The sequence below is a fragment of the Pseudoxanthomonas sp. PXM01 genome, from assembly GCF_014851815.1.
GTDB lineage: Bacteria > Pseudomonadota > Gammaproteobacteria > Xanthomonadales > Xanthomonadaceae > Pseudoxanthomonas_A.
In genome coordinates, this window is the sequence record NZ_JACVAJ010000001.1 from 1,453,238 (window position 1) to 1,480,048 (window position 26,811).

At 67.8% G+C, this 26,811-nt stretch carries 18 protein-coding genes and 1 riboswitch; of the genes, 11 read left to right on the forward strand and 7 right to left on the reverse strand.

What is annotated here, in order from left to right:
* Positions 1-184: 184 nt before the first annotated feature.
* On the forward strand, positions 185-3,313 hold the full coding sequence (locus IB230_RS06720) for a ligand-binding sensor domain-containing diguanylate cyclase (protein WP_192270246.1): 3,129 nt from the start codon (positions 185-187) through the stop codon (positions 3,311-3,313).
* Between the two features lie 120 nt (positions 3,314-3,433).
* The gene (locus IB230_RS06725) at positions 3,434-4,369 is read left to right on the forward strand and encodes an alpha/beta hydrolase (RefSeq protein WP_225589437.1); all 936 of its coding nucleotides are present in this window, start codon (positions 3,434-3,436) and stop codon (positions 4,367-4,369) included.
* A 9-nt stretch (positions 4,370-4,378) separates the two neighbouring features.
* Here the strand turns inward: IB230_RS06725 and IB230_RS06730 are convergent, their stop codons facing one another.
* From IB230_RS06730 to IB230_RS06745, 4 genes are all read right to left on the reverse strand, one after another.
* Positions 4,379-5,716, reverse strand: a complete 1,338-nt coding sequence (locus IB230_RS06730) for a DUF3471 domain-containing protein (RefSeq protein ID WP_192270250.1) — start codon at positions 5,714-5,716, stop codon at positions 4,379-4,381.
* 76 nt (positions 5,717-5,792) lie between these two features.
* Positions 5,793-6,866, reverse strand: a complete 1,074-nt coding sequence (locus tag IB230_RS06735; RefSeq protein WP_192270252.1) for a homoserine dehydrogenase — start codon at positions 6,864-6,866, stop codon at positions 5,793-5,795.
* A complete protein-coding gene (locus tag IB230_RS06740; protein ID WP_192270254.1) occupies positions 6,863-8,086 on the reverse strand; it encodes an O-succinylhomoserine (thiol)-lyase in 1,224 nt (407 codons plus the stop codon). Before IB230_RS06740 ends, IB230_RS06735 begins: the two co-directional genes overlap by 4 nt.
* Positions 8,083-9,129: a homoserine O-succinyltransferase gene (locus IB230_RS06745; protein WP_192270256.1), complete on the reverse strand. Its 1,047-nt coding sequence runs from the start codon at positions 9,127-9,129 to the stop codon at positions 8,083-8,085. The genes IB230_RS06740 and IB230_RS06745 overlap by 4 nt, the downstream gene beginning before the upstream one ends.
* Before the next feature lie 91 nt (positions 9,130-9,220).
* Positions 9,221-9,337: riboswitch (SAM riboswitch) on the reverse strand.
* 114 nt (positions 9,338-9,451) lie between these two features.
* Between IB230_RS06745 and IB230_RS06750 the strand changes: the two genes are divergently transcribed.
* The 5 genes from IB230_RS06750 to IB230_RS06770 all read left to right on the forward strand — a co-directional run bounded on the left by IB230_RS06750 (position 9,452) and on the right by IB230_RS06770 (position 15,974).
* A complete protein-coding gene (locus IB230_RS06750) occupies positions 9,452-10,546 on the forward strand; it encodes a phytase (RefSeq protein ID WP_192270258.1) in 1,095 nt (364 codons plus the stop codon).
* On the forward strand, positions 10,543-11,469 hold the full coding sequence (locus IB230_RS06755; RefSeq protein WP_192270260.1) for a M23 family metallopeptidase: 927 nt from the start codon (positions 10,543-10,545) through the stop codon (positions 11,467-11,469). The genes IB230_RS06750 and IB230_RS06755 overlap by 4 nt, the downstream gene beginning before the upstream one ends.
* Before the next feature lie 80 nt (positions 11,470-11,549).
* Positions 11,550-13,166, forward strand: coding sequence for a peptide chain release factor 3 (locus tag IB230_RS06760; protein ID WP_192270262.1), 1,617 nt, complete (start codon positions 11,550-11,552; stop codon positions 13,164-13,166).
* Between the two features lie 79 nt (positions 13,167-13,245).
* Positions 13,246-13,938: a hemolysin III family protein gene (locus IB230_RS06765; RefSeq protein ID WP_192270264.1), complete on the forward strand. Its 693-nt coding sequence runs from the start codon at positions 13,246-13,248 to the stop codon at positions 13,936-13,938.
* 86 nt (positions 13,939-14,024) lie between these two features.
* A complete protein-coding gene (locus tag IB230_RS06770) occupies positions 14,025-15,974 on the forward strand; it encodes an AsmA family protein (protein ID WP_192270266.1) in 1,950 nt (649 codons plus the stop codon).
* A gap of 3 nt (positions 15,975-15,977) precedes the next feature.
* On the opposite strand, the gene IB230_RS06775 is transcribed toward IB230_RS06770, so the two are convergent.
* The 3 genes from IB230_RS06775 to mtgA are packed head-to-tail and all read right to left on the reverse strand — an operon-like array spanning position 15,978 to position 18,176.
* Complete coding sequence (locus IB230_RS06775; RefSeq protein WP_192270268.1) at positions 15,978-16,406, reverse strand: CBS domain-containing protein; 429 nt, start codon at positions 16,404-16,406, stop codon at positions 15,978-15,980.
* Positions 16,366-17,406, reverse strand: coding sequence for a glycosyltransferase family 2 protein (locus IB230_RS06780; RefSeq protein WP_192270270.1), 1,041 nt, complete (start codon positions 17,404-17,406; stop codon positions 16,366-16,368). The genes IB230_RS06775 and IB230_RS06780 overlap by 41 nt, the downstream gene beginning before the upstream one ends.
* On the reverse strand, positions 17,403-18,176 hold the full coding sequence (mtgA, locus tag IB230_RS06785; RefSeq protein WP_192270272.1) for a monofunctional biosynthetic peptidoglycan transglycosylase: 774 nt from the start codon (positions 18,174-18,176) through the stop codon (positions 17,403-17,405). Before mtgA ends, IB230_RS06780 begins: the two co-directional genes overlap by 4 nt.
* Positions 18,177-18,299: 123 nt before the next feature.
* Here mtgA and IB230_RS06790 point away from each other — a divergent pair, with 123 nt between their 5' ends.
* The 4 genes from IB230_RS06790 to IB230_RS06805 all read left to right on the forward strand — a co-directional run bounded on the left by IB230_RS06790 (position 18,300) and on the right by IB230_RS06805 (position 26,745).
* The gene (locus IB230_RS06790) at positions 18,300-19,196 is read left to right on the forward strand and encodes an Hsp33 family molecular chaperone HslO (RefSeq protein WP_192270274.1); all 897 of its coding nucleotides are present in this window, start codon (positions 18,300-18,302) and stop codon (positions 19,194-19,196) included.
* Between the two features lie 148 nt (positions 19,197-19,344).
* A complete protein-coding gene (locus tag IB230_RS06795) occupies positions 19,345-20,178 on the forward strand; it encodes a hypothetical protein (RefSeq protein WP_192271344.1) in 834 nt (277 codons plus the stop codon).
* Between the two features lie 299 nt (positions 20,179-20,477).
* A complete protein-coding gene (locus tag IB230_RS06800) occupies positions 20,478-23,432 on the forward strand; it encodes a TonB-dependent receptor (protein ID WP_192270276.1) in 2,955 nt (984 codons plus the stop codon).
* A 412-nt stretch (positions 23,433-23,844) separates the two neighbouring features.
* The gene (locus IB230_RS06805) at positions 23,845-26,745 is read left to right on the forward strand and encodes a TonB-dependent receptor (protein ID WP_192270278.1); all 2,901 of its coding nucleotides are present in this window, start codon (positions 23,845-23,847) and stop codon (positions 26,743-26,745) included.
* Positions 26,746-26,811: the final 66 nt, after the last annotated feature.

The following is a 26,811-nucleotide window of genomic DNA, read 5'->3' on the forward strand; positions in this document are numbered from 1 at the left end:
CGTTGTCGGTCTTGTCCCGGCCAGTGTACGTTCGGTCCCAGCCTCCCTCCGTACCGGCCGGATCGCCACGACAGGGACGCGACAGCAGCACGACACCGGCTCCGGCGCCCTTTAGGCACGAGCACCTGCGCCGATACCGTACTTTGGTAAACCGACTTACCGGAGACGCGTCCTGTCCCAGTCCGTGGACAAGATCCGCCGCGGCCGGCCGTCCTGGCGGCGCCGACTGGCGACCTGGTGCCTGCCCCTGCTGGGCGGGATGGCGACGCTTTGCCCGACCGCGCACGCGCTGGATCCCTCCAAGTCGTTCCACCACTACGTGCGCAACCACTGGAGCCTGGAACAGGGCCTGCCCCAGCTGAGCGTGCTCGCCATCGCCCAGGACCGGCCCGGCTACCTCTGGTTCGGCACGCAGGCTGGCCTGAGCCGCTTCGACGGCGTGCGCTTCACCAACTTCGACCTCGACAACACCCCGGAACTGCCCAGCACCTGGATCCAGGCCCTGCACACCGATCGCGAAGGCCGACTGTGGATCGGCACCCCGCAGGGACTGGCCGTCCGTGACGGCAACCGCATCAAGGCCATCCCGCTCGCCCCGGGCGAGGCCACCGGCGTCGTCGACGTGCGGGCGCTGACGCGCGACGTCCGCGGACGCCTGCTGGTGGCCACCCACCGCGGCGTCATGATGGTGGTGGCCGACCGCCTGCAGACGCTGCATCCGATCGACGACGGCGGCGCGCTGGCACTGCATGCCGACGACGACGGCACGCTCTGGGCCGGTGGCCGCGGGCGCGTGCACGCCTTCGACGGCACGGGCGAACGCGTCCTGAAACTGCCCGCCGGTGCATCGCTGGCGACGGTCACCTCGCTGGCGCGCCACGACGGCCGCCTCTGGGCCGGCTGCGATGCCGGCCTGTTCGTCCTCGACGGCCAGCATTGGCAGCGCGACCGCGACGTCGCCACTGTCAGCGGCGGCGTGCAGGCGCTGCATGAGGACCGCGACGGCATCCTGTGGGCAAGCACCCGCGACACCCTCTACCGTCTGCAGAACGGCCGCCTGCTGGAACGGATCTCTGCGGACGGACCGCTCGCGGAGATCCGCGCGTTCTACGAAGACCGCGAGTCGAACCTGTGGCTAGGAAGCAACAACGAAGGTGCCAGCCGCGCCTGGAACGGCTGGACGCGGCGCTACAGCCGCGCCGAAGGTCTGCACCAGCCCTTGCTGTGGTCGATCGCGCAGGCGCCCGACGGCCGCATGTGGGTCGGCAGCGACGACGGCGTCAGCGTGCTGGACGGCGGCCGGTTCCGCACCCTGGTCGCGGGACGCGATCTGCCGCATCCCGCCGCGTACAGCCTGCTGCCCGAGAACGGGCAGACCTGGATCGGCACGCGCGACGGCGCCGCCCTGTACCGCGATGGCCGCGTGCAACGGCCGCGCATGCTGGCGGCGCTGGATGCCGCACAGGTGAACGGCATCGTCCGCGATCGCCAGGGACGACTGTGGTTCGCCACCAGCAATGGCCTCTACCGTTGGCGGGAAGGCGACGCACACGCGCGCCACTACGGCGAACGGGAGGGCCTGCGCGACATCCGCGTGCGCGTGCTGATGGAGACGCGCGACGGACGGATGCTGGTGGGCACGCAGAGCGGCCTTTACGAATTCGTCGATGAGCATCTGGTCGCGCTTCCCCTGACCGGAACGGGCCTGGATGCGCCGCACATCGTCTCCCTGCACGAGCTGGCCGGCGGCCAGTGGCTGGCCGGCGCGCTGTCCGAAGAACTGATGCTGCTGTTCGACGGCCATCGCTGGACGCGGCTGGACAAGTCGCGCGGCGTCCCGGCGAACGCGCCGTTCTTCTTCGCCGAGGACGCCAGCGGTTTCCTCTGGGCGGGTGGCCTGCGCGGGATCTACCGGGTACCGGTGGCCGACCTGCTCGACGCCGCCGACGATCCGTCCCTGCGCGTCAACGCGCGGACCCTGCTCAATGAGCGCGGCGATCGTCATGGCGGCCAGAAGGGCGACTGCTGCAACGGCGCCGGCAACAGCCGTGGCTTCCTGGCCGACAACGCGCTGTGGCTGCCGACCCGCGATGGCGTCGTGGTCATGGCCACCGACCAGTCGCTGGCCAACGACTACCTGCCCGAATCGGTGGTCGAACGCGTCCAGGTGCAGGGCCAATGGCGGCCGGCCGAGCGCGCGACGGAATGGTCGCTGCCCAGCGCGGCGCGCGACCTGCGCTTCGAGTTCACCACGCTCAGCTTCCAGGCGTCCGACCATATCGACATCCGCTATCGCCTGCGCGGCTACGACGACGAGTGGAAACTGCTCGACGATCCCCATCAGCGCAGTGCCACGTACACCAACCTGCCGGCCGGGCGCTACGTGTTCGAGGTGCTCGGCACCAACAACAGCGGCGTCTCCGGACGCGCCGCCGCCACCCAGGCATTCGCCATCGCGCCGTACTTCTACGAGAGCCCGTGGTTCTACCTGCTGCTGGCGTTCGCGTTGGCGATCCTGGTGCTGCTGTCCAACCGGTGGGTGCTGCGCCGCCACCACAACCGTCGCGTCGCGCTGGAGCGGCTGGTGGAACAGCGCACGCGCGACCTGCAGCAGGCCAACCGGCAACTGGAGGCGATCAGCCTGACCGATCCGCTGACCGGCCTGCACAACCGCCGCTACCTGACCCGCCAGCTGCCCGCCGACATCGCCTACTACCAGCGCATGCCCGGCTTCGCCGCCGGCGTGGACGTGCTCGCATTCGCCCTGCTCGACATCGACCACTTCAAGTCGATCAACGACGGCCACGGGCACCAGGCGGGCGACCACGTGCTGCAGACCGTCGCGCATCGCCTGCGCACGCTGTCGCGCGACGGCGACTACGTGATCCGTTGGGGCGGCGAGGAATTCCTGATGGTGTTCCGGCCGATGCCGCGCCACGAGCTGCATGCGCTGGGACGCCGCATCTGCACGGCGATCTCCACGGAACCGGTGGACGTGGCCGGCACACGCCTGCAGGTGACGGCATCGCTGGGACTGATCGGCTATCCGCCCTTCCCCGCCGCGCCCGACCTGCTCGGCTGGGAGCAGCTGGTCTCCCTGGCCGACCGCGCGCTCTACGAGGTGAAGGCGCATGGCCGCAACGGCTGGGCGCTCTACGAAGCCACGCCGTTGCCGTTGCCCGCACTGGATGTGGACCATCTGCGACGCGATCCGGGTGAACTGGTCCGCAGCGGCCATCTGGTGTTGCGCGGGCCGCATCATCCGTCAGCCCCGACGCCCCCCTCCGCATCCGTGTCCGCACGCGCGGATTGACATCCCTGCAACGTGTCCGCGATACGCTCGCCTGCCACGTCGCCGAGATCCCCCATGAAGATTCCCGCTTCCGCGCTGGTCGCCCTGCTCGCCGTCCATGCCGTTGCGCAGGCCGAGCCCATGCCCCGCTACGGGCCGCGCCTCGAAGGCTTCGAGTACCCGCGACCGGTACAGACCTTCGCCTTCGCGTCGCAGTCGCAGTCGCTGGAGATGGCATATCTCGACGTCGCACCCGAGCGACCGAACGGCCGCACCGCCGTGCTCCTGCACGGCAAGAACTTCTGCGCCGCGACCTGGGTATCCACGATCGATGCACTCACTGCCGCCGGCTTCCGCGTGATCGCGCCGGACCAGGTCGGCTTCTGCAAATCGAGCAAGCCTTCCGGTTACCAGTATTCGTTCGGACAGTTGGCCGCCAACACGCATGCCCTGCTCGACACGCTGGGCATCGAGCGCGCGGTGATCGTCGGCCACTCCATGGGCGGCATGCTCGCCGCGCGCTATGCGCTGCAGTATCCGGAGGCGACCGAGCGGTTGGTACTGGTCAATCCGATCGGACTGGAGGACTGGAAGGCCGAGGGCGTGCCGTGGCGGAGCATCGATGCCTGGAACGAGCGCGAAATGAAGACCTCCTTCGACAGCATCCGCGACTACCAGCGCACCGTGTACTACAGCGGCGACTGGAAGCCGGCGTACGAACCCTGGGTGCGGATGCTGGGCGGCATGTACGCTGGCGATGGACGCAAGGCCGTCGCCTGGAGCCAGGCGCTGACGTCGGACATGGTGTTCAACCAGCCCGTCGTGTACGAGTTCCCCCGCATCGCGGCGCCGACCACGCTGTTCGTCGGCCTGAAGGACCGCACGGCCATCGGCAAGGATCTGGCGCCGCCGGAGGTGGCGAAACGGCTCGGCGATTACCCGGCGCTGGGCAGGCGCGCGGCCGCCGCGATTCCAGGCGCGACGCTCGTGGAGTTCGCCGAGTTGGGCCATTCGCCGCAGGTCGAGGACCCGGCGCGCTTCAACGCCGAACTGCTGAAGGCGGTCAGCGCGCCCTGACCGCCGGCGTCACGGGGCAGACGTGGTGGCGTCGAGGCGGGCCAGCACGACATCATCGACGTCTTCCGACACGACCGCATCCACCCTGCCGTCCGCACCACGGCGGAAGCGCAGCGGACCCAGGCCGCCCTCCATGGCGAACAGGGTGTCGTCCAGCGGGACGAGTTCGGCGGGCGGTTCGTCCGCCGACTCCGCGTGCAGGCGACCGTGCGCGAGCGTGATGCGCAGCGTCCAGTCGTAGCGTTCGACACGGTAGGTGCCGACATAGTCGCGCAGCGTCGCCTCCGGCACGGCGACGCCCTTCGGCTTCACCCGCTGGTTGATGTTGCCCAGGCCATGCGCCTGCCCGCAGACGGCACACATCGTCGGTGGTGCCAGGTTGCTGATGGCGTGCGCCACGGGATGCCGGGTCTGCAGGAACGCATGCAGTGCGTGGAGATCCTCGTCGGTCAGATGGCGGAAGGCGGCCCACGGCATCATCGGATGCGTCAGCCCTTGCTTGCCCGTGCGCATCAGCTGGACGAACGCGTCCGCGTCGTAGTCGATCCCGGTGGCATGCGGGGTGAGGTTGGTGCTGTAGATGTCCTTGCCATCGCGCGAGATGGCATTGCCCCCGGCGAACGCACCGGGCAGCCGCTTCGCTTCCCACAGCGTGTGGCACCCGCCGCAATCGCCGATCGCCGCCAGATAGCGCCCGCGCTCGAGCGGACTGTCGTCGGCGGGGCCGGACACCGGCGCGGTGATCGGCATGGGGCGACCGACGATGCGCTGCACCTGCTCCTCGGAGAGCTGCGTGCGTGGCAGCGGATTGCGGATGGCCGGCAGCGAACGCAGGTAGACGATGACCGAGGCGAGGTCTTCGTCCGACAGCTGCGAGAACGAGGGGTACCACATCTGCGGATGCAGCGGCCGCCCGTCATGGCTGATGCCCTCGCGGATCGCACGCGCCAGCATGTCGTCGCTCCAGCCGCCGACGCCGGTTTCGATGTCGGACGTCAGGTTCGGCGCGACCAGCCGTGTCGCGCCCTCGTCCTTCCACACATGGCCGGCCATCGTGCGGCTCTGCACCGGCGGCGCGCCCGGCTGTCCCCAGTCGCGGTCGGAATGGCACAGCGCGCACTGCAGGATGCCTTCAGCGAGATAGCGCCCGCGTTCGCGCCGCGCCTGGGTGCGCTCGAACGTGCGATCGGTCAGCGGACGGATACGCAGGCCGGGCAGCGGCGGTTGCTGGGCGATGGCCGTCAGCGCGGCCTTCGGGGGCACAGGCGCAGCACGCTCACCGCAAGCGGCGACCACGACCACGCAAGCCGCCAGCAACGCGGTCCGTACACGAAGAGCAAAGCGCATCGGACGGCTCCGTCGGTGGCGTGTCCGAACGAAGCCAACGCGGCGGGCGCCCAGACACGGACACCATCGGCGGACATCAGGCGGCGGCGATGGCCAGCACGTCGTCCAGCAACGCGGCGGCGGTCACCTCGGCCCCCGCGCCCGGTCCCTGCACGACCAGCGGCTGTTCCGGATAGCGGTCGCTGTAGATCGCCACGCGGTTGTCGGTGCCGCCTCCACCGCACAGCGGATGGTCCAGCGGCAACGCCTGCAGGCCGACACTGGCCCGCTCGTGGTCGAAGCGGCCGAGGAAGCGCAGCCGCGCGCCGTTGCGGTAGGCCTCCTTGAAGCGGGCCGCAAGTAGCGCGTCCAGGTGCGGCAGCGCGGCGTCGAAGGCGGGCAACGACAGCGCCGCAAGGTCCGCCGGAACCAGCGAGTCGACGCGCACGTCTTCCGCCTGCAGCGGCAAGCCGGCGGCACGCGCGAGGATCAGCAGCTTGCGGCGCACGTCCTCGCCGGACAGGTCCAGGCGCGGATCCGGTTCGGTATAGCCGGCCTGGCGCGCCTGCCGCACGAAGCCCGAGAACGGGCGCATGCCGTCGTAGTGGTTGAACAGCCACGCCAGCGAGCCGGACAGCACGCCTTCGACGCGGTGGATGCGGTCGCCACCGGCCACCAGCGCGCGCAGGCTGCGCAGCAGCGGCAGGCCTGCACCGACGGTGGCTGCATCGCCGTAGCGGGCGCCGGAATCCGCGCGTGCGCGGCCGATCGCCTGCGCACGCGGCAATGCACCGCCGATGCCGAGCTTGTTCGCCGTCACCACGTGCACGCCGCGCGACAGCCATTCCGCATGCCAGTCGGCCACGCTGTCGCTCGCGGTCGCATCGACCACGATATCGCCAGCCCGCAGCGCCTCGCCTTCCGCCCAGGGCGGCAGGTCGCCGTCGCGCGGCGACGCCTGGTTGGCGTCGTCCAGCGCCTGCTGCGCGGCATTCCCGCAGGCGTGCAGCGCGCGCGAGTTCGCGAGCCAGGCGAGCGTGGGCACGGGCAGGTCGCGTTCCTGCAGGCGCTGGTAGCGCGCGACGAAGGCGCTGCCCACCACGCCGGTACCCAGCAGCGCCAGCTTCGGCGCGGTACGCGGCGTGGTCGCCAGGCGGACGACGGTGCTCATGCGTCGGCGAGCTTGCGTTTGGATTCCGCGGCCACGGCCTCGGCGCGCGCCAGCGCGGCGGTGAGGTCGGCCAGCAGGTCGTCGGTGGCCTCGATGCCGACCGACAGGCGCAGCAGGCCGTCGGTGATGCCGGCCTTCGCACGCGCTTCCGGCGTCATCGCCGCATGCGTCATGGTGGCCGGATGCGCGACCAGGCTTTCCACGCCGCCCAGCGACTCGGCCAGGGTGAAGTAGCGCAGACCTTCGACGAAGGCGCGCACCGCTTCTTCACCACCGTCCAGCTCCACGCTCAGCATGGCGCCGAAACCCTTCTGCTGGCGCGCTGCCAGCGCGTGGCCCGGATGCGAGGCCAGGCCCGGGAAATAGACCTTCGACACCACCGGATGCGCATCCAGCAGTGCGGCGATGGCATTCGCGTTCTCCTGGTGCGCGCGCAGGCGCGCATCCAGCGTGCGCAGGCCGCGCAGGGTCAGGAAGCTGTCGAACGGCGAACCGGTCAGGCCCAGCGCGTTCGCCCACCACACCAGCTGCTGGTGGGTGTCGGCATCGCGCGCGATCACCGCACCACCGACCACGTCGCTGTGGCCGTTGATGTACTTGGTGGTCGAATGCAGCACGATGTCGGCGCCGAACGCGATCGGCGTCTGCAGCGCCGGCGACAGGAAGGTGTTGTCCACCACGGTGCGTGCGCCAGCCTTGTGCGCCGCCTCGATGACGAAGCGCAGGTCGGTGATGCGCAGCAGCGGGTTGGACGGCGTTTCGATCAGCACCAGCTTCGGCGACTGCGCCAGCGCATCGGCCAGCGAGCGCGGATCGGTCAGGTCGGCCGTGATCAGTTCGAAGTGACCCTTCTTCGCCAGCGCGTTGAACAGGCGCCAGCTGCCACCGTACGCATCGTGCGGCACCACCAGGCGGTCGCCCGGCTCCAGCAGCGCGTTCAGCACCAGCGTTATCGCGCCCATGCCGGTGGCGGTGATGACGGCGCCGGCGCCGACTTCCAATTCGGCCAATGCTTCAGCCAGCAGGTCGCGCGTGGGATTGCCGCTGCGGGTGTAGTCATATTCGCGCTTCTGCGCGAACCCGGCGAAGCTGAAGTTCGACGACAGCACGATTGGCGGCGTCACCGCGCCGTAGGCGGTGTCGCGATCGATGCCGGCGCGCACGGCGGCGGTGGCGGGACGACAGGGCGCGTCGGCGTCGGTGGGGATATAGCTGCTCATGCGAGGTCTCCGGCGGCGCGCAGGGCCGAGGTGAGGATGGAATCGATGCGGTCGGTTTCTTTCAGGAAGGCGTCGTGGCCGTAGGGCGAGCGCAGCACGCGCAGCTGGCCCAGCGTGGCGAGGCCTTCGACCAGTGAGACGGAATCGGACAGCGGCACCAGGCGATCGCCTTCCACGGCGACCACCAGCGTGGGCACGCGGACATCGGCGGGATCGACACGGTGCAGGTCGATGGATTCGGACAGCCGCACGTAGGCGGTGACCGGCGTGCGCGCGACGTACTGCGCACCGGCGGCGTCCAGGTAGTCCTCGGCAGCCACGCGCACGCGGCCGTTGACGATCTCCGGCGCGCTGTCGAAGCGCTCGCCGAACTCCTCCGGCGTACGGTAGCTGAGCATGGCGAACTGGCGGGCCAGCGACAGGCCCTGCGCATCGGCGCACTGCAGCTGGCCGAGCGTCACCGCACGGCGCTGCAGCGCGCGCCAGGCCGCGGCATAGGGATGCGCACGGTGGGCGCCACTGACCGCGACCAGCTTCTTCAGCCGCTCGGCATGGCGCACGGCGAACTGCAGGCCGACCAGCGCGCCATACGAATAGCCGACGAAGGCCTCCAGCCGCGCGATGCCCAGCGCCGACAGCAGTTTGGCGATGGCATCGGCCTGGTCGGCGGTGTCGATGGGGGCGTCGAGGCGGCCGTCGGCACCGACGAAGTCGAACGCAAGCAACTGGCGCTGCGCCGGGTCCAGTGCGCGACCGGCGCCGACCAGCTCGTTCAACCAGCCGCTTTCGGGAAACACGTCGCTCGCGGTCAGGTGGCGATGCGCGGAGATACCGCCGGCGACGAACACCACCGGCGCACCCGCCGGTCCCTGCAGCTCATAGCGCAGCGTCACCGCACGGGTGCCGGCGTGGCGCATCGCCAGTTCCACCACCACCTCGCCGCGCAGCGCGCGCGGACCGTCGTCCTGCGTGGACGACAACGGGAAACCCTCGGTCAACGACGGCTCGGGCAGGCGGTTCAGGGCGGGACTGGCGTAACTCATGGCGGCATCCGGTGGCGGTGTCCCTGACGGGACGGGGACTGCACCACCGAGCTTCGCGGAGCTCGCGTTCGCCGTGCCGAGGACACGGTACGAACCATCTTCCGGCAGACGCTGAGGTCCCCGCAGGATTTGGCACCACCACGGCGCTTGCGCGTCGCTGGCTGCCCCGGCTTCTTCGGGCCTGTCCCTCTGCCGGTCTCGATGGTGGACGTACTTTGCCCACCCCGGGGAACGTTGTCAATCGCTTTATTCGGATGAAGCGATGAAGTTTGACGCCGGTCGCCCTGCCGGCCAACCGGGTGGATGCCGCATAATTCATGACATGACCCGGAATCTCCTCCTGGGTGGCCTGTGCGCAGCCTTGCTGGCCGCCTGTTCCACCGCCCCGCTGCATACCTCCACGCCTCCCGCCCCGCCGCCGAAGACCGCGGCCGATGCCGTCATCGCCGAAACCTGGGTGTCCGCGCCGGTGGCAGGCGACGAACTGGACTCGCTGGTCGCCTGGCCGACCGAAGGTGGGCAGGTCTGGCTGATCGCTACGGCCAAGGCCACCCATCACCTGGCCGTCTACGACGCCGACAGTGGCGAACGGCTCCGCACGGTCGGTACCCCCGGCAGCGCAGTGGGCCAGTTCAACCGTCCCAACGGCATCGCCGTGTTCGGCGACCTGCTGTTCGTGGCCGAGCGCGACAACCACCGCGTGCAGGCGTTCCGGCTGCCGGAATTCGCCCCGCTGGGCGCGTTCGGCGCCGACGTGCTGCGCTCGCCGTACGGCCTGTGGGCGCACGAGACCGCCCCGGGCGAAGTGGAGCTGTTCGTCACCGACAGCTTCATGGCGGACTTCCGCACCATGACCTTGCCCCCGATGGCTGAACTGGATGGCCGCGTGAAGCGGTTCCAGGTGCGCGTCGAGGACGGCGGCAAGCTGGAGGCGAGGTTGCTGGGCCAGTTCGGCGACACCGGTGCCGCCGGCGCGCTGCGGATGGTCGAGTCCATCGCCGGCGATCCGGCACACGATCGCCTGCTGATCGCGGAGGAAGACCGTCGCGTGGGCTCCACGCTGCGCGATTACCGCCTGGCGACCGGCACCTACAACGGACACAGCCTGCCCACGTTCGACGCCGATGCCGAAGGCATCGCCCTGTGGTCGTGCAGCGCGGACAGCGGCTACTGGATCGCGGTGGACCAGCTGACACCGACCCGCTTCCGCCTGTTCGACCGCGCCACGCTGGCACCGGCCGGCGTGTTCTCGGGCAAAGTGACCTCCAATACCGACGGCGAGACGGTCTACGCGATGCCGACCAAGCGCTTCCCTTCCGGCGCGCTGTTCGCGCTGCACAACGATGAATCGCTGGCGGCATTCGACCTGCGCGACATCGCCCGTGCGCTCGACCTGCAAGGCGATTGTCCGCGGTGAACGCGCGCCTGCTGGCCCTGGCCTGCGGCGTCGCCGTGCTGGTCGGCAGCATCGGCGATGCGGGCGCGGCCCGCCTCTATCGCTGGAAGGACAAGCAGGGCTACACGCAGTACGGCGACCAGCCGCCTCCGCCCGAGCAACTGGCCGGCAGCGGCGTGGACGTCATGCGCTTCCGCAATCCGCCCAGCGCGCTGGTGCGGCTGCGGCTGGAAAAACAGGGCCTGCGCTACCAGGCCTGGGCCGACAACCTGATGCATGGGCCGGTGGAGGTGCAGCTCGGCTTCCGCCGCCAGCGCGACGTCCGCAGTGCCCCCGCCCTGCCTGCCCGCGCCGTGGTCCCCGCGCGCAGCAGCGTGCTGGTCGCCGACATCAACGTGACCGACCCGTTGCGGGGAGGCGATTTCGAACTGACCCTGGACGGCATGCCGGGCGATCCTGCCAGCCGGCCACAGGATTACGAGTACCGCCTGCCGTTCGACTACGGCCGCGTGCGCGTGGACCAGGGGCCAGGCGGGCGCTTCAGCCACAGTGATGCGCAGAACCTTCACGCCGTCGATTTCGCCGTCCCCGAAGGTACGCGGATCGTGGCGGCGCGCGAAGGCCTGGTGATGCAGGTCGAGTCGGACTTCGACAAGGCCGGGCTGAACCGCGAGAAGTACGGCGGCCGCGCCAACTTCATCCGCATCCTGCACAGCGACGGCACCATGGCCCTGTATGCGCACCTGAAGGCCGAGGGCGTGCAGGTGCGCGTCGGCCAGTACGTCAGCAAGGGCCAGTACATCGGCCTGTCGGGCAATACCGGCTTTTCGACCGCGCCGCACCTGCACTTCGTGGTGCAGGCCAATCGCGGCATGCGGCTGGAATCGGTGGCGTTCCGCATGTTCGGCCCGCTGGGCCAGCTGCAGTTCCCGTCGGGCCGCTGAGCCGGCGGGGCCCGGCCCCGTCGCGGCCGGTATAATCGCCGCCTTCCCGCTCCTTCAGCGCCCGCCCGGGCGCCCGCCCCATGTCCAATCCGACCAGCGCCGTGGCCAACGAAGCCACGCGCCGCCGCACCTTCGCCATCATTTCCCACCCCGACGCCGGCAAGACCACGCTGACGGAAAAGCTGCTGCTGTTCGGCGGCGCCATCCAGATGGCCGGCTCGGTGAAGGGCCGCAAGGCCGCGCGCCATGCGACGTCCGACTGGATGGCGCTGGAAAAAGAGCGCGGTATCTCGGTCACCTCGTCGGTGATGCAGTTCCCCTACGAAGGCAAGATCGTCAACCTGCTCGACACGCCGGGCCACGCCGACTTCGGCGAAGACACCTACCGCGTGCTCACCGCGGTGGACAGCGCGCTGATGGTCATCGACGTGGCCAAGGGCGTCGAGGAACGCACGATCAAGCTGATGGAAGTCTGCCGCCTGCGCGACACGCCCATCATGACCTTCATCAACAAGCTGGACCGCGAGGGCAAGGATCCGATCGACCTGCTGGATGAAGTCGAGAGCGTGCTGGGCATCCAGTGCGCGCCGGTGACCTGGCCGATCGGCATGGGCCAGCGCCTGAAGGGCGTGGTGCACCTGCTGACGGGCGAAGTGCACCTGTACGAACCCGGCCGCAACTTCACCCGTCAGGACTCGACGATCTTCCCCTCGCTGGATGCCCCCGGGCTGGCGGAAAAGATCGGCGAGGAAATGCTGGCCCAGCTGCGCGACGAACTGGAACTGGTGCAGGGCGCCAGCCATCCGTTCGACAAGCGGGCCTACCTGGACGGCAAGCAGACGCCGGTGTTCTTCGGCTCGGGCGTCAACAACTTCGGCGTGCAGCCGCTGCTGGACTTCTTCGTCGAGCATGCGCCGTCGCCGCAGGCGCGCGAGACCACCGGCCGCAAGGTGCAGCCGGACGAGAACAAGCTGACCGGCTTCGTCTTCAAGATCCAGGCCAACATGGATCCGCAGCACCGCGACCGCGTGGCGTTCATGCGCGTGTGCTCGGGCCGTTTCGAAGCGGGCATGAAGACCTTCCACGTGCGTAGCGGCAAGGAGATGAAGCTGGCCAACGCGCTGACCTTCATGGCCAGCGACCGCGAGATCGCCGCCGAAGCGTTCCCCGGCGACGTGATCGGCATCCACAACCACGGCACCATCTCGATCGGCGACACCTTCACCGAGGGCGAGGCGCTGTCGTTCACCGGCATCCCGAACTTCGCGCCTGAGCTGTTCCGCCGCGCGCGCCTGCGCGACCCGCTCAAGCTCAAGCAGTTGCAGAAGGGCCTGGCGCAGCTGTCCGAGGAAGGCGCCACCCAGTTCTTCCGGCCGCTGATGAGCAACGACCTGATCCTCGGCGCGGTCGGCGTGCTGCAGTTCGACGTGGTCGCCTACCGCCTGAAGGACGAGTACGGCGTGGACGCGTCGTTCGAGAACGTCAGCGTGGCCACCGCGCGCTGGATCCGCTGCGACAACGCCAAGAAGCTGGAAGAGTTCCGCGACAAGAACGCGATGAACCTGGCGCTGGACGCCGCCGGGCAGCTGGTCTACCTCGCCCCGACGCGGGTGAACCTGCAACTGGCGCAGGAACGCGCGCCGGACGTGCAGTTCCTCGCCACGCGCGAACACGCGCACAGCGTCGACCTGGGCTGAACGCGCGCGCGTCGGCCGACCATCGCCCCGTCGATGGTCGGCCCATGCAAGCCGTGCTGCATTGCGGTAACGTGACGTCATGAGCGAACCGACCTCCTTCCAGACCCTGCGCGCGCGCAAGCGGGCCGATCATCTGGTCGACCTGCGGGACGAGATCGCCAGCGCGCTGACGCACGGTCTGGGCGCCGTCCTCGCGCTGGCCGGCGGGGCGGTGCTGATCACCCTGGCCGCGGTCCACGGCGACGGCTGGCAACTCGGCGCGTCGATCGTGTTCGGCGTCACCCTGCTGCTGCTGTACACAGCGTCCACGCTGTACCACGCCATCCAGCACCCTGTGGCCAAGGGCCGGTTGAAGGTCTTCGACCACTGCGCGATCTACCTGCTGATCGCCGGCACCTATACGCCGTTCACCCTGATCGGCCTGCGTGGGCCCTGGGGCTGGGGACTGTTCATCGCGATCTGGACGATCGCCATCGCCGGCGTGATCTTCAAACTGTTCTACACCGGGCGCTTCAAGCTGCTGTCGACGCTGATCTACATCGCGATGGGGTGGCTGGTGGTCGTGGCGATCAAGCCGCTGCTGACCTCGGTGGATCCGTGGACGCTGGGCTGGCTGCTGGCCGGCGGCCTGTTCTACACGCTGGGCACCTTCTTCTACCACCGCGAATCGATCCGCTATTCGCATGCGATCTGGCACCTGTTCGTCATCGGCGGCAGCGTTTGTCATTTCGTCGCCGTCACCCAGCAGGTGTTGTTGCCCCGTCTGGCGTGAACCACGCATCGACGTTCGTGTCCCGCACATGAACCAGCACGCCGCGTTTCGCGGTACGTGAACACGCGGTCCCCAACCATGGGGCCATGAACGCTGCACGCTCCCCACGTCGTCGCTTCGCTCTGCGCCCGCTCTCGCGCACCGGTGCGATCGTCCTGGGCGTGCTGGCGGCGGTCATCGTGGTGGTGGCGATCCTGTTCGAATGGAACTGGTTGCGCCGGCCGATCGAGTGGGTCGTAGAGCGGCAGACCGGGCGCAGCTTCCATATCGCGGGCGATCTGGACGTCGATCTCGGCCGCGTGACCACCGCGCGCGCGGATGCACTCACGTTCGGCAACGCCACGTGGTCCAAGGTGCCGACGATGGCCGCGGCCGACCGCGCCGAGCTCAGCGTGGAAGTGTTCCCGCTGGTCTTCAAGCGCGAGACCCGTATCCCCCGCATCCATCTGACCAAGCCGCAACTGAGGTTGGAAACCGGACCCGACGGCACCGGCAACTGGGTGTTCGGCGATACCAGCGGCGAAAGCCGGACGACCTTCCGCGACCTGTGGATCGACGACGGCCGCCTGCTGTTCCTCGATCCGAAGACGAAGACCGATGTCGACATCGCGCTGGACAGCGTCAAGGCGTCCACACCGGACGAAGCATCGGCCGTCAACGTGGAGGGCAAGGGCCGCTGGGCCGGCAACCGCTTCACCCTGGCCGGCCAGGTCGCGTCGCCGCTCGCGTTGCGCGACACCGACAAGCCCTACCGCATCGATCTGCGCGCCACGGCTGGACCGACCCGTGCCCACGCACGCGGCACCCTGCTCGATCCGTTCCGCCTGCGCGACTTCGATCTGAAGCTGATGCTGGCCGGGCAGAACCTGGAAGACCTGTTCCCGCTGATCGGTGTCGCCACGCCGCCGACGCCGCCATACAAGCTCGATGGCCGCTTCACCCGCGATGGCAACACCTGGCACTACGACGACTTCGCCGGTGTGGTGGGCGACAGCGACCTCGGCGGATCGGCCGCGGTCACCGTCGGCCGCGAACGGCCGCTGCTGAAGGCGAACCTCGTCTCGAAGCGGCTCGACTTCGACGACCTCGCCGGCTTCGTCGGCGCTCCGCCACAAACGGGAGGCGACGAGGCCAGCAATGCCGAGCAGCGCGCCGAGGCGGCGGCGTTGGCGGCGGACGCGCGCCTGCTGCCGGATACGCCCTACGACCTCACCAAGCTGCGCGCGATGGACGCGGACGTACGCTGGAAGGCGCACCGCATCAATGCGCCGAGTCTCCCGATCGACGACATGGATGCGCACCTGCTGCTGGATGCCGGCCTGTTGCGCCTGGAACCGCTGAACTTCGGCGTCGCGCAGGGCGACATCCGTTCGCAGATCCGCATGGACGCGCGCAGCGACACCATCCGCACGGACGCAAAGATCGCCATCCGCAGGCTGGACCTGGGCGAGTTGTTCCCGCAGGCCGAACTGACGAAGAGCGCGATCGGCCGCATCGGCGGCGACATGGCGATCGCTGGCACCGGCAATTCGATCGCCGGTATCCTGGGCACGGCGGACGGCGACATCGCCGTGGGCATGGGCCGTGGCCAGATCAGCAACCTGCTGATGGAGCTCGCGGGCCTGGATATCGCCGAAGCGCTGAAGTTCCTCATCACCAAGGACAAGACCGTGCCCGTACGCTGCGCGTTCGGCGACTTCGCGGTGAAGGACGGCGTGATGCAGACGCGCACCCTCGCCTTCGACACAGCCGACACGATCATCGTCGGCAAGGGCCAGATCAGCCTGAAGGAGGAAACGCTGGACCTGGAGATGCGGCCGCGCCCGAAGGACCGCAGCATCCTGGCCTTGCGATCGCCGCTGGTGGTTGGCGGCACGTTCAAGGATCCCTCGTTCCGTCCCGACTTCAAACGGCTGGGTCTGCGTGGCGCGGTGGCCGTGGCGCTGGGCACCGTCACGCCGCCGGCCGCCCTGCTGGCCACGATCGAGGTCGGTCCCGGCGAGGACAGCGCCTGCGGCGGGCAGTACGCGAAGTGAGGCTCAGCTGGCGATGTAGCGCTGCAGCTGGTCCAGTTCGACCTTCTGGTCCTCGATGACCGCCTTGACCAGATCGCCGATGGAAATGACGCCGACGATGGCCTCGCCGTCGGCCACCGGCAGGTGACGGATGCGATGCTCGGTGACGACCTGCATGCAATGGTCGACGCTGTCGTCCGGGCGCACGGTCACCACCTTCGACGTCATGATGTCGCGCACCGGCGTGTTGGATGAAGAGCGGCCCTGCAACACGACCTTGCGTGCGTAATCGCGCTCGGACACGATGCCGCACAGTCGCGGCCCCTGCATCGCGAGCACCGCGCCGACGCCTTTCTCCGCCATCAGTCTGATGGCATCGAGCACCGAGGCATCGGGCGACACCGCGAAGACTTCAGGGGTCTTGGCCCCCAGCAACTGACGAACCGTGCGCATGGCGATCTCCTGGGTGGGGAGCGGGTCGATCTGGTCCGGCCAAGGATACTCCTGCCGACGCGGGTTGCCATGCGTCCACCAGGTAGAGCGGCCGCTGCTTGGATTCCTCGTACAGGCGCCCGAGGTATTCGCCGATCAGGCCCAATGCCACCAGTTGCACGCCGCCGAGGAACAGGATCACCGTCATCATCGTCGGCCAGCCCGCCACCGGATCGCCGAACAGCAGCGCCTTGCCGACGATGTAGATGGCGAACGAGAAGGCCAGCAACGCGGTCAACACCCCCAGATAGGTCGCCACACGCAAGGGCGCGGTGGTGAAGCTGGTGATGCCCTCGAGCGCGAAGTTCCAGAGTTTCCAGAACCCGAAACTGCTGCTGCCCGCCACCCGCGCTTCGCGGTGGTAAGGCACCGCCTTCTGGTTGAATCCCACCCAGCCGAACAGGCCCTTCATGAAACGGTGCCGCTCGCGCAACCCGCGCAACGCCGCCAGCGCGCGCGGCGACAGCAGGCGGAAGTCGCCGGTGTCGGCGGGGATCGGCGTCTTCGACAGGCGGCCGATCACGCGGTAGAACGCGTGCGCCGTAGCGCGCTTCAGCCAGCCTTCGCCATCGCGTTCGACGCGCGTGCCGTGGACATTATCGTAGCCCGCCTGCCATTCGCGCACGAATGCACCGATCAGTTCCGGCGGATCCTGGCCGTCGGCATCCAGGATCAACGCCGCGCCGGTATCGACATGGTCCAGGCCTGCGGTCAGCGCCGCTTCCTTGCCGAAGTTGCGCGAGAGCCGCAGCACCGACACGCGCGGATCGTCCGCCGCCAGCGAGCGCATCACCGGCCACGTGGCATCGAGGCTGCCGTCGTCGACGTACAGCACGCGGCCGTGGACGCCTTCGAGCGCATCCAGCGCGGCCATGACGCGCGGATGCAGCAGCGGCAGCGCTTGCGCCTCGTTGTAGGCTGCCACCACGACGGTGACCTGCCAGATGCCTTGGTGGCTCATTGCAGTGCCTCGAGATACGCGGTGCCGCCGATCTGCCGTACCTGCCGCTGGATGCCCGCGGCGCGGCGCTGCACGTAGGGTCCCGGGCGATGGGCGCTATAGCGGCGCGGCGACGGCAGCACCGCGGCCAGGCGTGCGCTCTCGTTCGCGGTCAGGCCGGACGCGTCCTTGCCCCAGTAGCGCCGCGCCGCCGCCTGCCCGCCGTACACGCCGTCACCGAATTCTGCGACGTTGGCGTAGACCTCCAGAATGCGCGTCTTCGGCCACAACGCCTCGATCAGCACGGTGTACCAGGCCTCCAGCCCCTTGCGCGCCCAGCGCGTGACGCGGTTGCTGCCCTGCCAGAGGAACAGGTTCTTCGCGACCTGCTGGCTGATGGTGCTGGCACCGCGAAGACGCGTCACCGGCCGGCCGCGCTTCTCGGCGCGCTCGACCATCTTGCGGTTGTGCACGCGCGCCTTCTCGATCGCGCCCAGGTCGAACCCATGATGGCTCGCGAAGTTCTGGTCCTCCGCGGCGACCATCGACAGCGGCAGGCTCGCCGCCATGCGGTCCAGGTCACGCCACTCATAAGCCACCCGGAAGCCGAACTCGCCCTTCCCCCACGCCTCGACCACGCGCGCCGCCATGAAGGCCGTAAACGGCGGATCCACGAAACGCAGCACGACCACCTGCAAGACACTGGCCGCCGCGAACAGGAAAGGCAGTGCGAGCAACCAGCGGAACCAGCGGCGTCCCCGTGACGCCTTTGCGACCGGCACTGCGCTCATCGGACCTGCCGGAGCTTGCGGATGGTATGGGTCGTCCCCATCGTGATGTTTCCCCCAGGACTGTCGGATCATCGGCATTATGCCGAGACGTCAGCCCACCCCGCATTCCCTGCCCGGATTTCCATGACTGCCGCCCCCACCATCGACGCCCTGACCCGCTTCCTGCTTCCCGCCGCCGGTGTCCGCGGCGTGGCCGTACGGCTGGAGGACGCGTGGCAGACAGTGGCGGGCCGCGCCGAGTATCCGCCGGCAGCACGCGAACTGCTGGGGGAAGCGAGCGTGGCAGCCGTGCTGTTCACCGGCCACACCAAGGTGGACGGCCGCCTGTCGATCCAGTTACGCAGCCAGGGAGGCCTGCGCAGCCTGTTCGCCGAGTGCACGGCGGCGGGCACCGTTCGCGGCATCGCGCAGGTAGCCCCGGACCAGGACGCGCCGCGCGACCTGCGCGACCTGGGCGACGGCGCCCTGCTGGCCATCACCATCGAGAACCCGGGCCTGGACCCGCGCGAGCCGCAGCGGTACCAGAGCCTGGTCGGCCTGGAAGCCAGCCGCCTGGCGGAGGCGTTCGAGGACTACTTCCGCCAGTCCGAGCAACTACCTACTCGCCTGCTGCTGGCAGCGGACGGCGACCGGGCCTGCGGCCTGATGCTCCAGAAGCTCCCGGGGGACGAGGGCGATGACGACGGCTGGAACCGCGCCGGTGCACTGTTCGACACCCTGGGCGAAACGGAACTGCTGGCCACTGGCATCCTCGACCTCCTGCACCGCCTGTTCCACGAAGAGTCGCTGCAAATCCTGACCCAGCGCCCAGTTCGCTTCGGCTGCTCTTGTTCACGTGAGCGGGTCGAGAGCATGCTTCAGTCGCTGGGAGAGGAAGAGGCGACGGCCGCGCTGGCCGACGGGGTGGCTGAAGTCCGTTGCGAGTTCTGTGGGCAGGAGTACCGGTTCTCCCCCGTGCAGATCGCGGAACTTTTCAGCCAGCTCAGGGTCGAGGTAGACGCGCCCAGCCGCCTGCAGTGATCCGGCGGTCGGTTGGCCGCCACGGGGACTTGTTAAAGAAACATAAACGGCATAGCATCGGTTCCCCTTCGGGAGGGGAACTCCGGGTAGACCCAGGAGTCTGAAGCGAGCCATGAATCTGCGTAGCCTTTCACTGTCGCTTGCCCTGTTGCTCGCCTCCGGCGCGGCGATGGACGCGCATGCGCAGAAGGCCACACGCAAGCCTGCCTCGGACCCCCGTCCCACTGCCCTGCCGATATGGAACAACGACGGCAAGGTCGAGGCAGTACTACTGCTCGAACCCACCGGCCAAGCTGAAGCCGGCGCCCGCTGGCGCCTGGGCCGCAACTCCCTCACCACCGCCTTCGGGCTTGAAAGCGGCGACGAACTGGGCCTGGTCTGCAACCGCAAGGCCGGCGTGGTTGGCAACATAGGCAATCTGGCCAGCCACTGCATGCTCGCGACGCTCGGCGACGACGATGACGCTACGACCAGTCAGCGTGTCAGCGCGTCTGCCGTCCTGAGCCGCCCGGGTGGCAAGCTCGGGCTCTCCGCCGGTACGGGCCGCGACACGCTGCCTGCTTGGCTGTCGTCCGGCCGTGGCACCGGTCGCGTTGAGCAGAACGACTTGACCGTGTTCGGCCAGAAGAACATCGGGCGCGAAGGTTTCGTATCGATCGGCGGCGCGGTGGCGAAGGCTACCTTGATACCCGCTTCGGACCTGCCCGCGCTCGCCGACCGCTGGAACAGCCGCAGTCTGTCCGTCGGTGGCGGCTACGGTCCTTTCAGCGCCAACATCATCGGACGCGTCATCGACGTACCCGGCCAGCCCGGCAAGTTCGAAGGCCTGGGCCTGGGTCTTACCTGGCGCACTCCGTGGAGCGGACAGCTCACCGTCGGCGCCGAGAACGTCATCACCCGTGGCAAGAACCCCTTCTCGTTGACCAACGAGAACGCCGACGAAGGCACCGTGCCTTACGTGCGGTACGAGCAGGACCTCTAGGTCTCCACTGCTCCCTGCTTGCAATACGCTCCCGCATTGCCGCGTCGCGACAATCGCGCAGCTTCGTCTCAGTCAAAAAACATCATCGGCATCGCGCTTTCGAATGCGCGCGATCAGGCGTCGCGTGCGCAACATCACAATTACGTAACTCGACTTACATCCAGCTCCCTTCGGTCTTCACGCGGGTTTAATTCTTGTTAAAAGCCGACTAGTATCCGGTCACCCCCTCGTTTCGTGGTCGCCCTTTTTGACCGCCTCGAGGGACACCTTGGTATACCCCCTTACGGGAGAGAGAGAGAATGAACTGCAAAACCACGAAGCTCCGTGACGCGATCTCGTTCGCGCTCGCGGTAGGCGCAGTGTCGGCGGTGGGCACCGGTACGGTGTTCGCGCAAGAGTCCGGCACGACTGAAACCACCACCTTGGACCGTATTGAAGTCACCGGCTCGCGCATCCGCCAGGTCGACGTCGAGAACGCCGCTCCCGTGCTGACCATCAGCCGCGCGGACATCGAAAAGCAGGGCTTCCAGTCGGTCGCCGACATCCTGCAGAACATCTCCGCCGTCGGTGCACCCGCCATCAGCCGCGCTCAGCCGCTGTCGGCCGGTGAGAACGTCGGTGGCCAGTTCATCAGCATGCGTAACCTGGGTGCCACCCGCACCCTGATCCTCGTCAACGGCAAGCGTCTGGGCATCAGCACCAGCGGCCTGCAGGACATCTCGCTGATCCCGACCGCCGCGGTCGAGCGCATCGAAGTACTGAAGGACGGCGCCTCGTCGATCTACGGTTCCGACGCCATCGCCGGCGTGGTGAACATCATCACCCGCTCGAACTTCGAAGGCGCCACCGCTCAGACCTACTACGGTCAGTACAGCGAAGGTGACGGCGAAACCACCCGTGCCGACTTCGTCATGGGCTTCACCGGCGACCGCGGCTCGCTGACGGCTGCTGTCGAGTACCGCAAGGAAGAGGAAGTGATGTCCGCCGATCGCGAGTACTCCGCGTACCCGCACGGCCAGTGGCATCCGACCCGCAACTGGACCACGGTCAGCCAGTGGGGCGTGATCAATCTGCCGGCCGCCGCTGGCGGCAACCGCGTGCTGAACACCGGCGCCGACTGGCGCAACATCAACAACTTCCACGCGCTCAACACCAACACCGGCAGCACCGCCGCCGATCCGAACGGTTCGACGGTCGACAAGAGCAACACCAACCTGCAGACGCACCTGCGGACCCCGCTGGAGAGCCGTTCGCTGTTCGTCGACGGCATCTTCGACATCAACGACTCGGTGCGCTTCCGCGGCAACATGATGTACAGCCAGCGCGATGCCGAGCGCCAGGTTGCCGGCTATCCGTTCCAGAGCGGCGCGTTCGCCGGCACCACCATGGCGATCAACAGCTACTACAACCCGGTCGGCACGCACCACGGCTACGCCACGCCGCAGGCCGTCAACTACTGGCGTCGTACGTGGGAAATCCCGCGCGTCGATCGCCCGACCACGACCAACTGGCGTTTCTCGGGTGGTCTGGAAGGCAGCTTCGACGTCGGCGATCGCATCTTCGACTGGGATGTCGGCTACCTGTACAACAACAACAAGGTCACCCAGGAGAACTACGGCAACCTGAACGTCGCACGCGTCGGTCAGGCCGTGGGTCCGTCCTTCCTCAACGCCCAGGGCGTCGTGCAGTGCGGTACCGCCGCTGCCCCGATCCCGCTGGCCAGCTGCGTGCCGTGGAATCCGTTCATCCCCTACGGTCGCGTGGGTGATGGCGGCCTGACCGGCAACCAGGCACTGATCGACTTCCTGTTCCAGACGCTGAACTCCTCGGGTGAGACCGAGACCGAAGTCTTCACCGCCAACATCGCAGGCTCGCTGTTCGCCCTGCCGGGCGGCGACCTGGGCTTCGCGGTCGGCGTGGAAAGCCGCAAGGAATCGGGCGAGTTCATCCCCGACGCCATGGCGGTCACCGGCAACTCGACCACCCTGTCGGCCGGTCCGACGGACGGCAGCTACAAGGTCGATGAAATCTACGCCGAGTTGGCGATCCCGCTGCTGTCGGACCTCCCGGGCGCGCAGGAGCTGAGCTTCAATATCGCTACGCGTTACTCGGACTACGACACCTTCGGCGACACGCTGAACAGCAAGTTCGGTTTCAAGTGGAAGCCGATCGACTCGCTGCTGTTCCGCGGCACCTACGCCGAGGGCTTCCGCGCCCCGACGATCGCCGACCTGTACGGCGGTGGTTCGCAGACGTTCTCGTTCTTCACCGATCCCTGCGACACCAACTTCGGCAGCTCGCGGACCAACACGACCACGCGTGCGAACTGCGTGGCCGCGATGGGCGCCCTCGCCAACACGTACCGCCAGCTGGGCCAGGGCCTGACGCCCGTGTCGTCGGGCAATGCGCAGACGCCGGTGGCGTTCTTCTCCGGCTCCAACGAGAACCTGATTCCGGAAACCTCGGAATCGAAGACCTTTGGCGTGGTGTGGAGCCCGGGCTTCGCAGAAGGCCTGAACATCAGCCTGGACTGGTGGAACATCCGCATCGACGACACGATCGTGGCCGACAGCCCCACCCAGATGCTCAACGACTGCTACATCCTGGGCGTGGCCGCGCGCTGCACGGACTTCACGCGTGACGCGACGCTGGGCTTCGTCAACAGCCTGACCTTCACCAGCATCAACGCCGGTTTCCGCGAAACCGAAGGCTTCGATCTGGACCTGAGCTATCGTCTGGCGACGGAAGGTTTCGGTACCTTCAACCTGAACTGGCAGACCACCTACACCAGCAAGGATGAAATCAAGACCGACACCAGCCCGACCACGCTGCCGCAGCAGCTGGTGGGTTACGCCACCTCGCCCGGCTTCACGGGCACGCACCGCATCCGCTCCAACGCGAACGTGACCTGGAACATGGGCAGCTTCGGTGCCACCTGGGGTGCGCGTTACTACTCGTCGCAGAAGGAAAGCTGCCTCTCGGCCGCGTTGTTCCCGGACGAGTGCACGGATCCGACGTTCGTCGCCGCCAACCCGGCACAGACGCGTGCGATCAACGAGATGGGTTCGATCACGTTCAACGACCTGGAGCTCCGTTGGAGCGCCCCGTGGAATGCGACCATTGCGATCGGTGCGAACAACGTGTTCGACCGCCAAGGCCCGCAGTTCTACAGCCAGCCCAGCGCCAACGTGTCCTACCACGGTCAGTACGACATCGGCCGTTTCATGTACATGAAGTACCAGCAGAAGTTCTGATCGCGGTTGATGCGATGAAGTACAGACACGGCCCCGAAAGGGGCCGTGTTTTTTTTTAACGGTGACGATCTGCCGAACAGTCAGAGCGCATGCCACCGGGGCCTGTGGCTGTGAGAACGCCGATTACCGGAAGCAAGAGTCGTCCCTCATCACGACCGGGGCGGTGTTCCCTAGGCCACAGGATGGCCTCGCACCACATGAGGGCGCCCGCCTGTTCAGGTTGCTGCCCCTTGCACCTGAAGGGGACTTTGCCTGTCCGGGCCTTGGGTTTTGCCGCATTTTGGCCGCTTAACAACACTTTAATTCTTCCCGGGGGCCGACTATGATCGGGCCACCCTCGCTTTTTGGCCGCCGCTTCTTGCCCGGCCGGCGGGGCTTCCCTAGGGCTTAAACGACCTCACTCGGAGAGAGAATGAACCACAAGACCACCAAGCTGCGCGAAGCCATCGGCTTTGCCCTGGCAGTGGGTGCGACCAGCGCCGCCGGCACCGGCTTCGCGTTCGCGCAGGAGTCCAACGAAGGCGCCAAGACCCTGGATGCAATCCAGGTGACGGGCTCCCGCGTGGCCCGCGTCGAAACCGAAACGGCCAGTCCCGTCGTCGTGATCGATCGCGCCGCCATCGAACAGACCGGCAAGCTGACCCTGGGCGACCTGATCCAGGAAATGCCGGCCATGTCGGGCGCCCCCACCAATCCGCAGGTCAACAACGGCGGCGGTGACGGCTCCTCCACCATCGACCTGCGCGGCCTGGGTTCGGCCCGCACCCTGCTGCTGGTCAACGGCCGCCGCGTCGTCAACAGCGACGTCAATTCCATCCCGGCCTCGGCCGTGGAGCGCATCGAAATCCTGACCAGCGGCGCTTCCGCCGTGTACGGTTCGGACGCCGTCGCCGGCGTGGTCAACTTCATCCTGCGCCGCGACTTCGACGGCATGACCGCCTCGGTCGACTTCGGTATCACCCCGAGCCACCAGGACGGCCAGCGCAGCGGCGGTTCGCTCACGTTCGGCCAGGTGGGCGACAAGGGCAACATCATCGCCGGACTGAACTACAACAAGTTCGAAGGCATCTCGTCCAACGACCGCGACTTCTCGAAGGACGCCACGTACCTGTACAGCGGCTACGTCACCGTCTTCGGTTCCAGCCGCAACCCGAATGGCCGCATCTACTTCGCTCCGGGCAGCCCGCTGCTGGCCCAGTACGGCTGTGCGTCCGACGCCACCGGCGTCACCCTGACGCCGGGTGCCAGCGGTGCCAACCTGACCGACTACCGTTGCTACAGCGGTGCACGCGACTCCTACAACTACCAGGCGACCAACCTGATCATGACGCCGCAGGAGCGCACCAACGCGTTCTTCCTGGCGAACTACCAGATCACGGACAACCTGAACGCCTTCGCCGAGGTCTACCACAACAAGACCTCGTCCAACTTCGCGATCGCGGCCCTGCCGTTCGACGCGATGAGCGATGGCGTGGTCATCTCGGCCGACAACTACTACAACCCCTTCGACCAGAACTTCGGTCCGGCGGCTGACGGCAGCGAGAACCAGTTCCTGACCCGCTGGACCTCGCTGGGCCAGCGTCGTTCCTACTACGACACCACCACCTCGCAGGTCGTCGCCGGCCTGGAAGGCTTCGTGGGCGAAAGCTGGAAGTGGGACGCCGCCTTCAACTACGGCCACTACTTCAGCGAGAACACCAGCTACGGCTACGTCGACTACGCCAGCCTGTCCGACGCGCTGGGACCGTCGTTCCTGGATGGCGATGGCGTGGTGAAGTGCGGTGCGCCGGGCGCCGTCATCGCCGGCTGTACGCCGCTGAACATCTTCAACATCTTCGACCCGACCTCGGTCGCCGTCATGCAGGCGGCTGAAGCGCGTCCGGTCTACTCGACCATGTACCAGACCCGCAGCTTCGAGGCCAATGCCTCGGGCGAACTGTTCAGCCTGCCGGCCGGTGCCGTGCAGCTGGCGTTCGGTGGCGCGTGGCGCGAGGAATACCAGCGCAGCGAAGTCGACTACATCGCCATCGCCGACGAGGCCGGCCGCTGCATGATCTCGCAGGAAGCCTGCTCCTCGGCGGTCAGCGGCAAGTACGACGTGACGGAAGTCTACGGCGAACTGTACGTGCCGATCCTGTCCGACCTGCCCTTCGCGCACCTGCTGTCGCTGACGCTGGGTAGCCGCTACTCCGACTACAGCACGTTCGGCGATACCACCAACAGCAAGCTGCAGGTGGAATGGCGTCCGATCGAGAACCTGCTGTTCCGCGGCACGGTGGCGGAAGTCTTCCGTGCGCCGACCATCGGCAACCTGTACGACGGCCCGCAGGGCAATGCCCCGCAGCTGCAGGACAAGTGCGTGGGTTACGGTGCGACGGGCACGCCGCGCAACCACGAGAACGCGTGCGGCGCCGGTGCCGGTGCCACCAACATCCCGACCGGTGGTATCGCCGCGCCGCCGACCAGCCAGTCCAACGGCGTGTGGTCGGGTGCCGCCGCCGCGGGCTTCGACCTGCAGCCGGAATCGGGCAAGTCGTTCTCCTACGGCGTGGTCTACGACCCGCAGTGGGCGCCCGGCCTGTCGGTCAGCCTGGACTACTGGCGTCTGTACCTGGACGACACGATCACCCGCGCCGACGCGCAGATCGTGGTCGACACCTGCTACGCCGATGACAGCCACCCGTTCTGCGACTTCATCAACCGTCGCGCGAATGGCCAGGTGGACTTCATCCGCGAGCCGATCGTCAACCTGGGTCGCCTGGACACGAACGGCTGGGATCTGGCCGTGCGTTACCGCCTGCCCGACACCGCGTGGGGCAACTGGGTGTTCGGCCTGGATGCGACGTACATCGACCGTTACGACAACGACACCAACCCGCTCAGCGAAGAAGATGCCGTCAGGCACATCGCCGGCACGTACAACCCGTCGTACGGCATGTACGCCCGTACCCGCGGCCGCCTGTTCGTCAACTGGAACAAGGGCGACCTGGGCCTGAGCTGGCGCGCGCGTTATGTCAGCGGCTTCGACATCGGCAGCAACGACCTGCGTCAGGGTACGAGCGCCGACGCCGGCTGCGTCTACGACGACCAGTACTGCTACTCGCGTCGCTTCGACGACTACCTGGTGCACAGCTTCAGCGCCGCGTACTCGCTGCCGTGGTTCAACTCGAAGATCGAGCTGGGCCTGGACAATGCGTTCGACAAGCAGCCGCAGACCCTGTTCCAGAACAACGTGCTGAATGCCAACACCGACGTGCAGACCTTCGATACGGTCGGCCGTTACCTGTGGGCGCGCTACACGATGAACTTCTAAGCAGGATGCGGTAAACGCTGTACCCCCGGGCCGCGCGGCGAAAGCCGCGCGGCCTTTTTGTTGCCA

Bases quoted from the DNA above. Each gene is read 5' to 3' on its own strand.
- IB230_RS06725 (WP_225589437.1), top strand. From the start codon at position 3,434: ATGCCCCGCTACGGGCCGCGCCTCGAAGGCTTCGAGTACCCGCGACCG.
- IB230_RS06730 (WP_192270250.1), bottom strand. From the start codon at position 5,716: ATGCGCTTTGCTCTTCGTGTACGGACCGCGTTGCTGGCGGCTTGCGTG.
- IB230_RS06735 (WP_192270252.1), bottom strand. From the start codon at position 6,866: ATGAGCACCGTCGTCCGCCTGGCGACCACGCCGCGTACCGCGCCGAAG.
- IB230_RS06740 (WP_192270254.1), bottom strand. From the start codon at position 8,086: ATGAGCAGCTATATCCCCACCGACGCCGACGCGCCCTGTCGTCCCGCC.
- IB230_RS06745 (WP_192270256.1), bottom strand. From the start codon at position 9,129: ATGAGTTACGCCAGTCCCGCCCTGAACCGCCTGCCCGAGCCGTCGTTG.
- IB230_RS06750 (WP_192270258.1), top strand. From the start codon at position 9,452: ATGACCCGGAATCTCCTCCTGGGTGGCCTGTGCGCAGCCTTGCTGGCC.
- IB230_RS06760 (WP_192270262.1), top strand. From the start codon at position 11,550: ATGTCCAATCCGACCAGCGCCGTGGCCAACGAAGCCACGCGCCGCCGC.
- IB230_RS06765 (WP_192270264.1), top strand. From the start codon at position 13,246: ATGAGCGAACCGACCTCCTTCCAGACCCTGCGCGCGCGCAAGCGGGCC.
- IB230_RS06770 (WP_192270266.1), top strand. From the start codon at position 14,025: ATGAACGCTGCACGCTCCCCACGTCGTCGCTTCGCTCTGCGCCCGCTC.
- IB230_RS06775 (WP_192270268.1), bottom strand. From the start codon at position 16,406: ATGCGCACGGTTCGTCAGTTGCTGGGGGCCAAGACCCCTGAAGTCTTC.
- IB230_RS06780 (WP_192270270.1), bottom strand. From the start codon at position 17,406: ATGAGCCACCAAGGCATCTGGCAGGTCACCGTCGTGGTGGCAGCCTAC.
- mtgA (WP_192270272.1), bottom strand. From the start codon at position 18,176: ATGAGCGCAGTGCCGGTCGCAAAGGCGTCACGGGGACGCCGCTGGTTC.
- IB230_RS06790 (WP_192270274.1), top strand. From the start codon at position 18,300: ATGACTGCCGCCCCCACCATCGACGCCCTGACCCGCTTCCTGCTTCCC.
- IB230_RS06800 (WP_192270276.1), top strand. From the start codon at position 20,478: ATGAACTGCAAAACCACGAAGCTCCGTGACGCGATCTCGTTCGCGCTC.
- IB230_RS06805 (WP_192270278.1), top strand. From the start codon at position 23,845: ATGAACCACAAGACCACCAAGCTGCGCGAAGCCATCGGCTTTGCCCTG.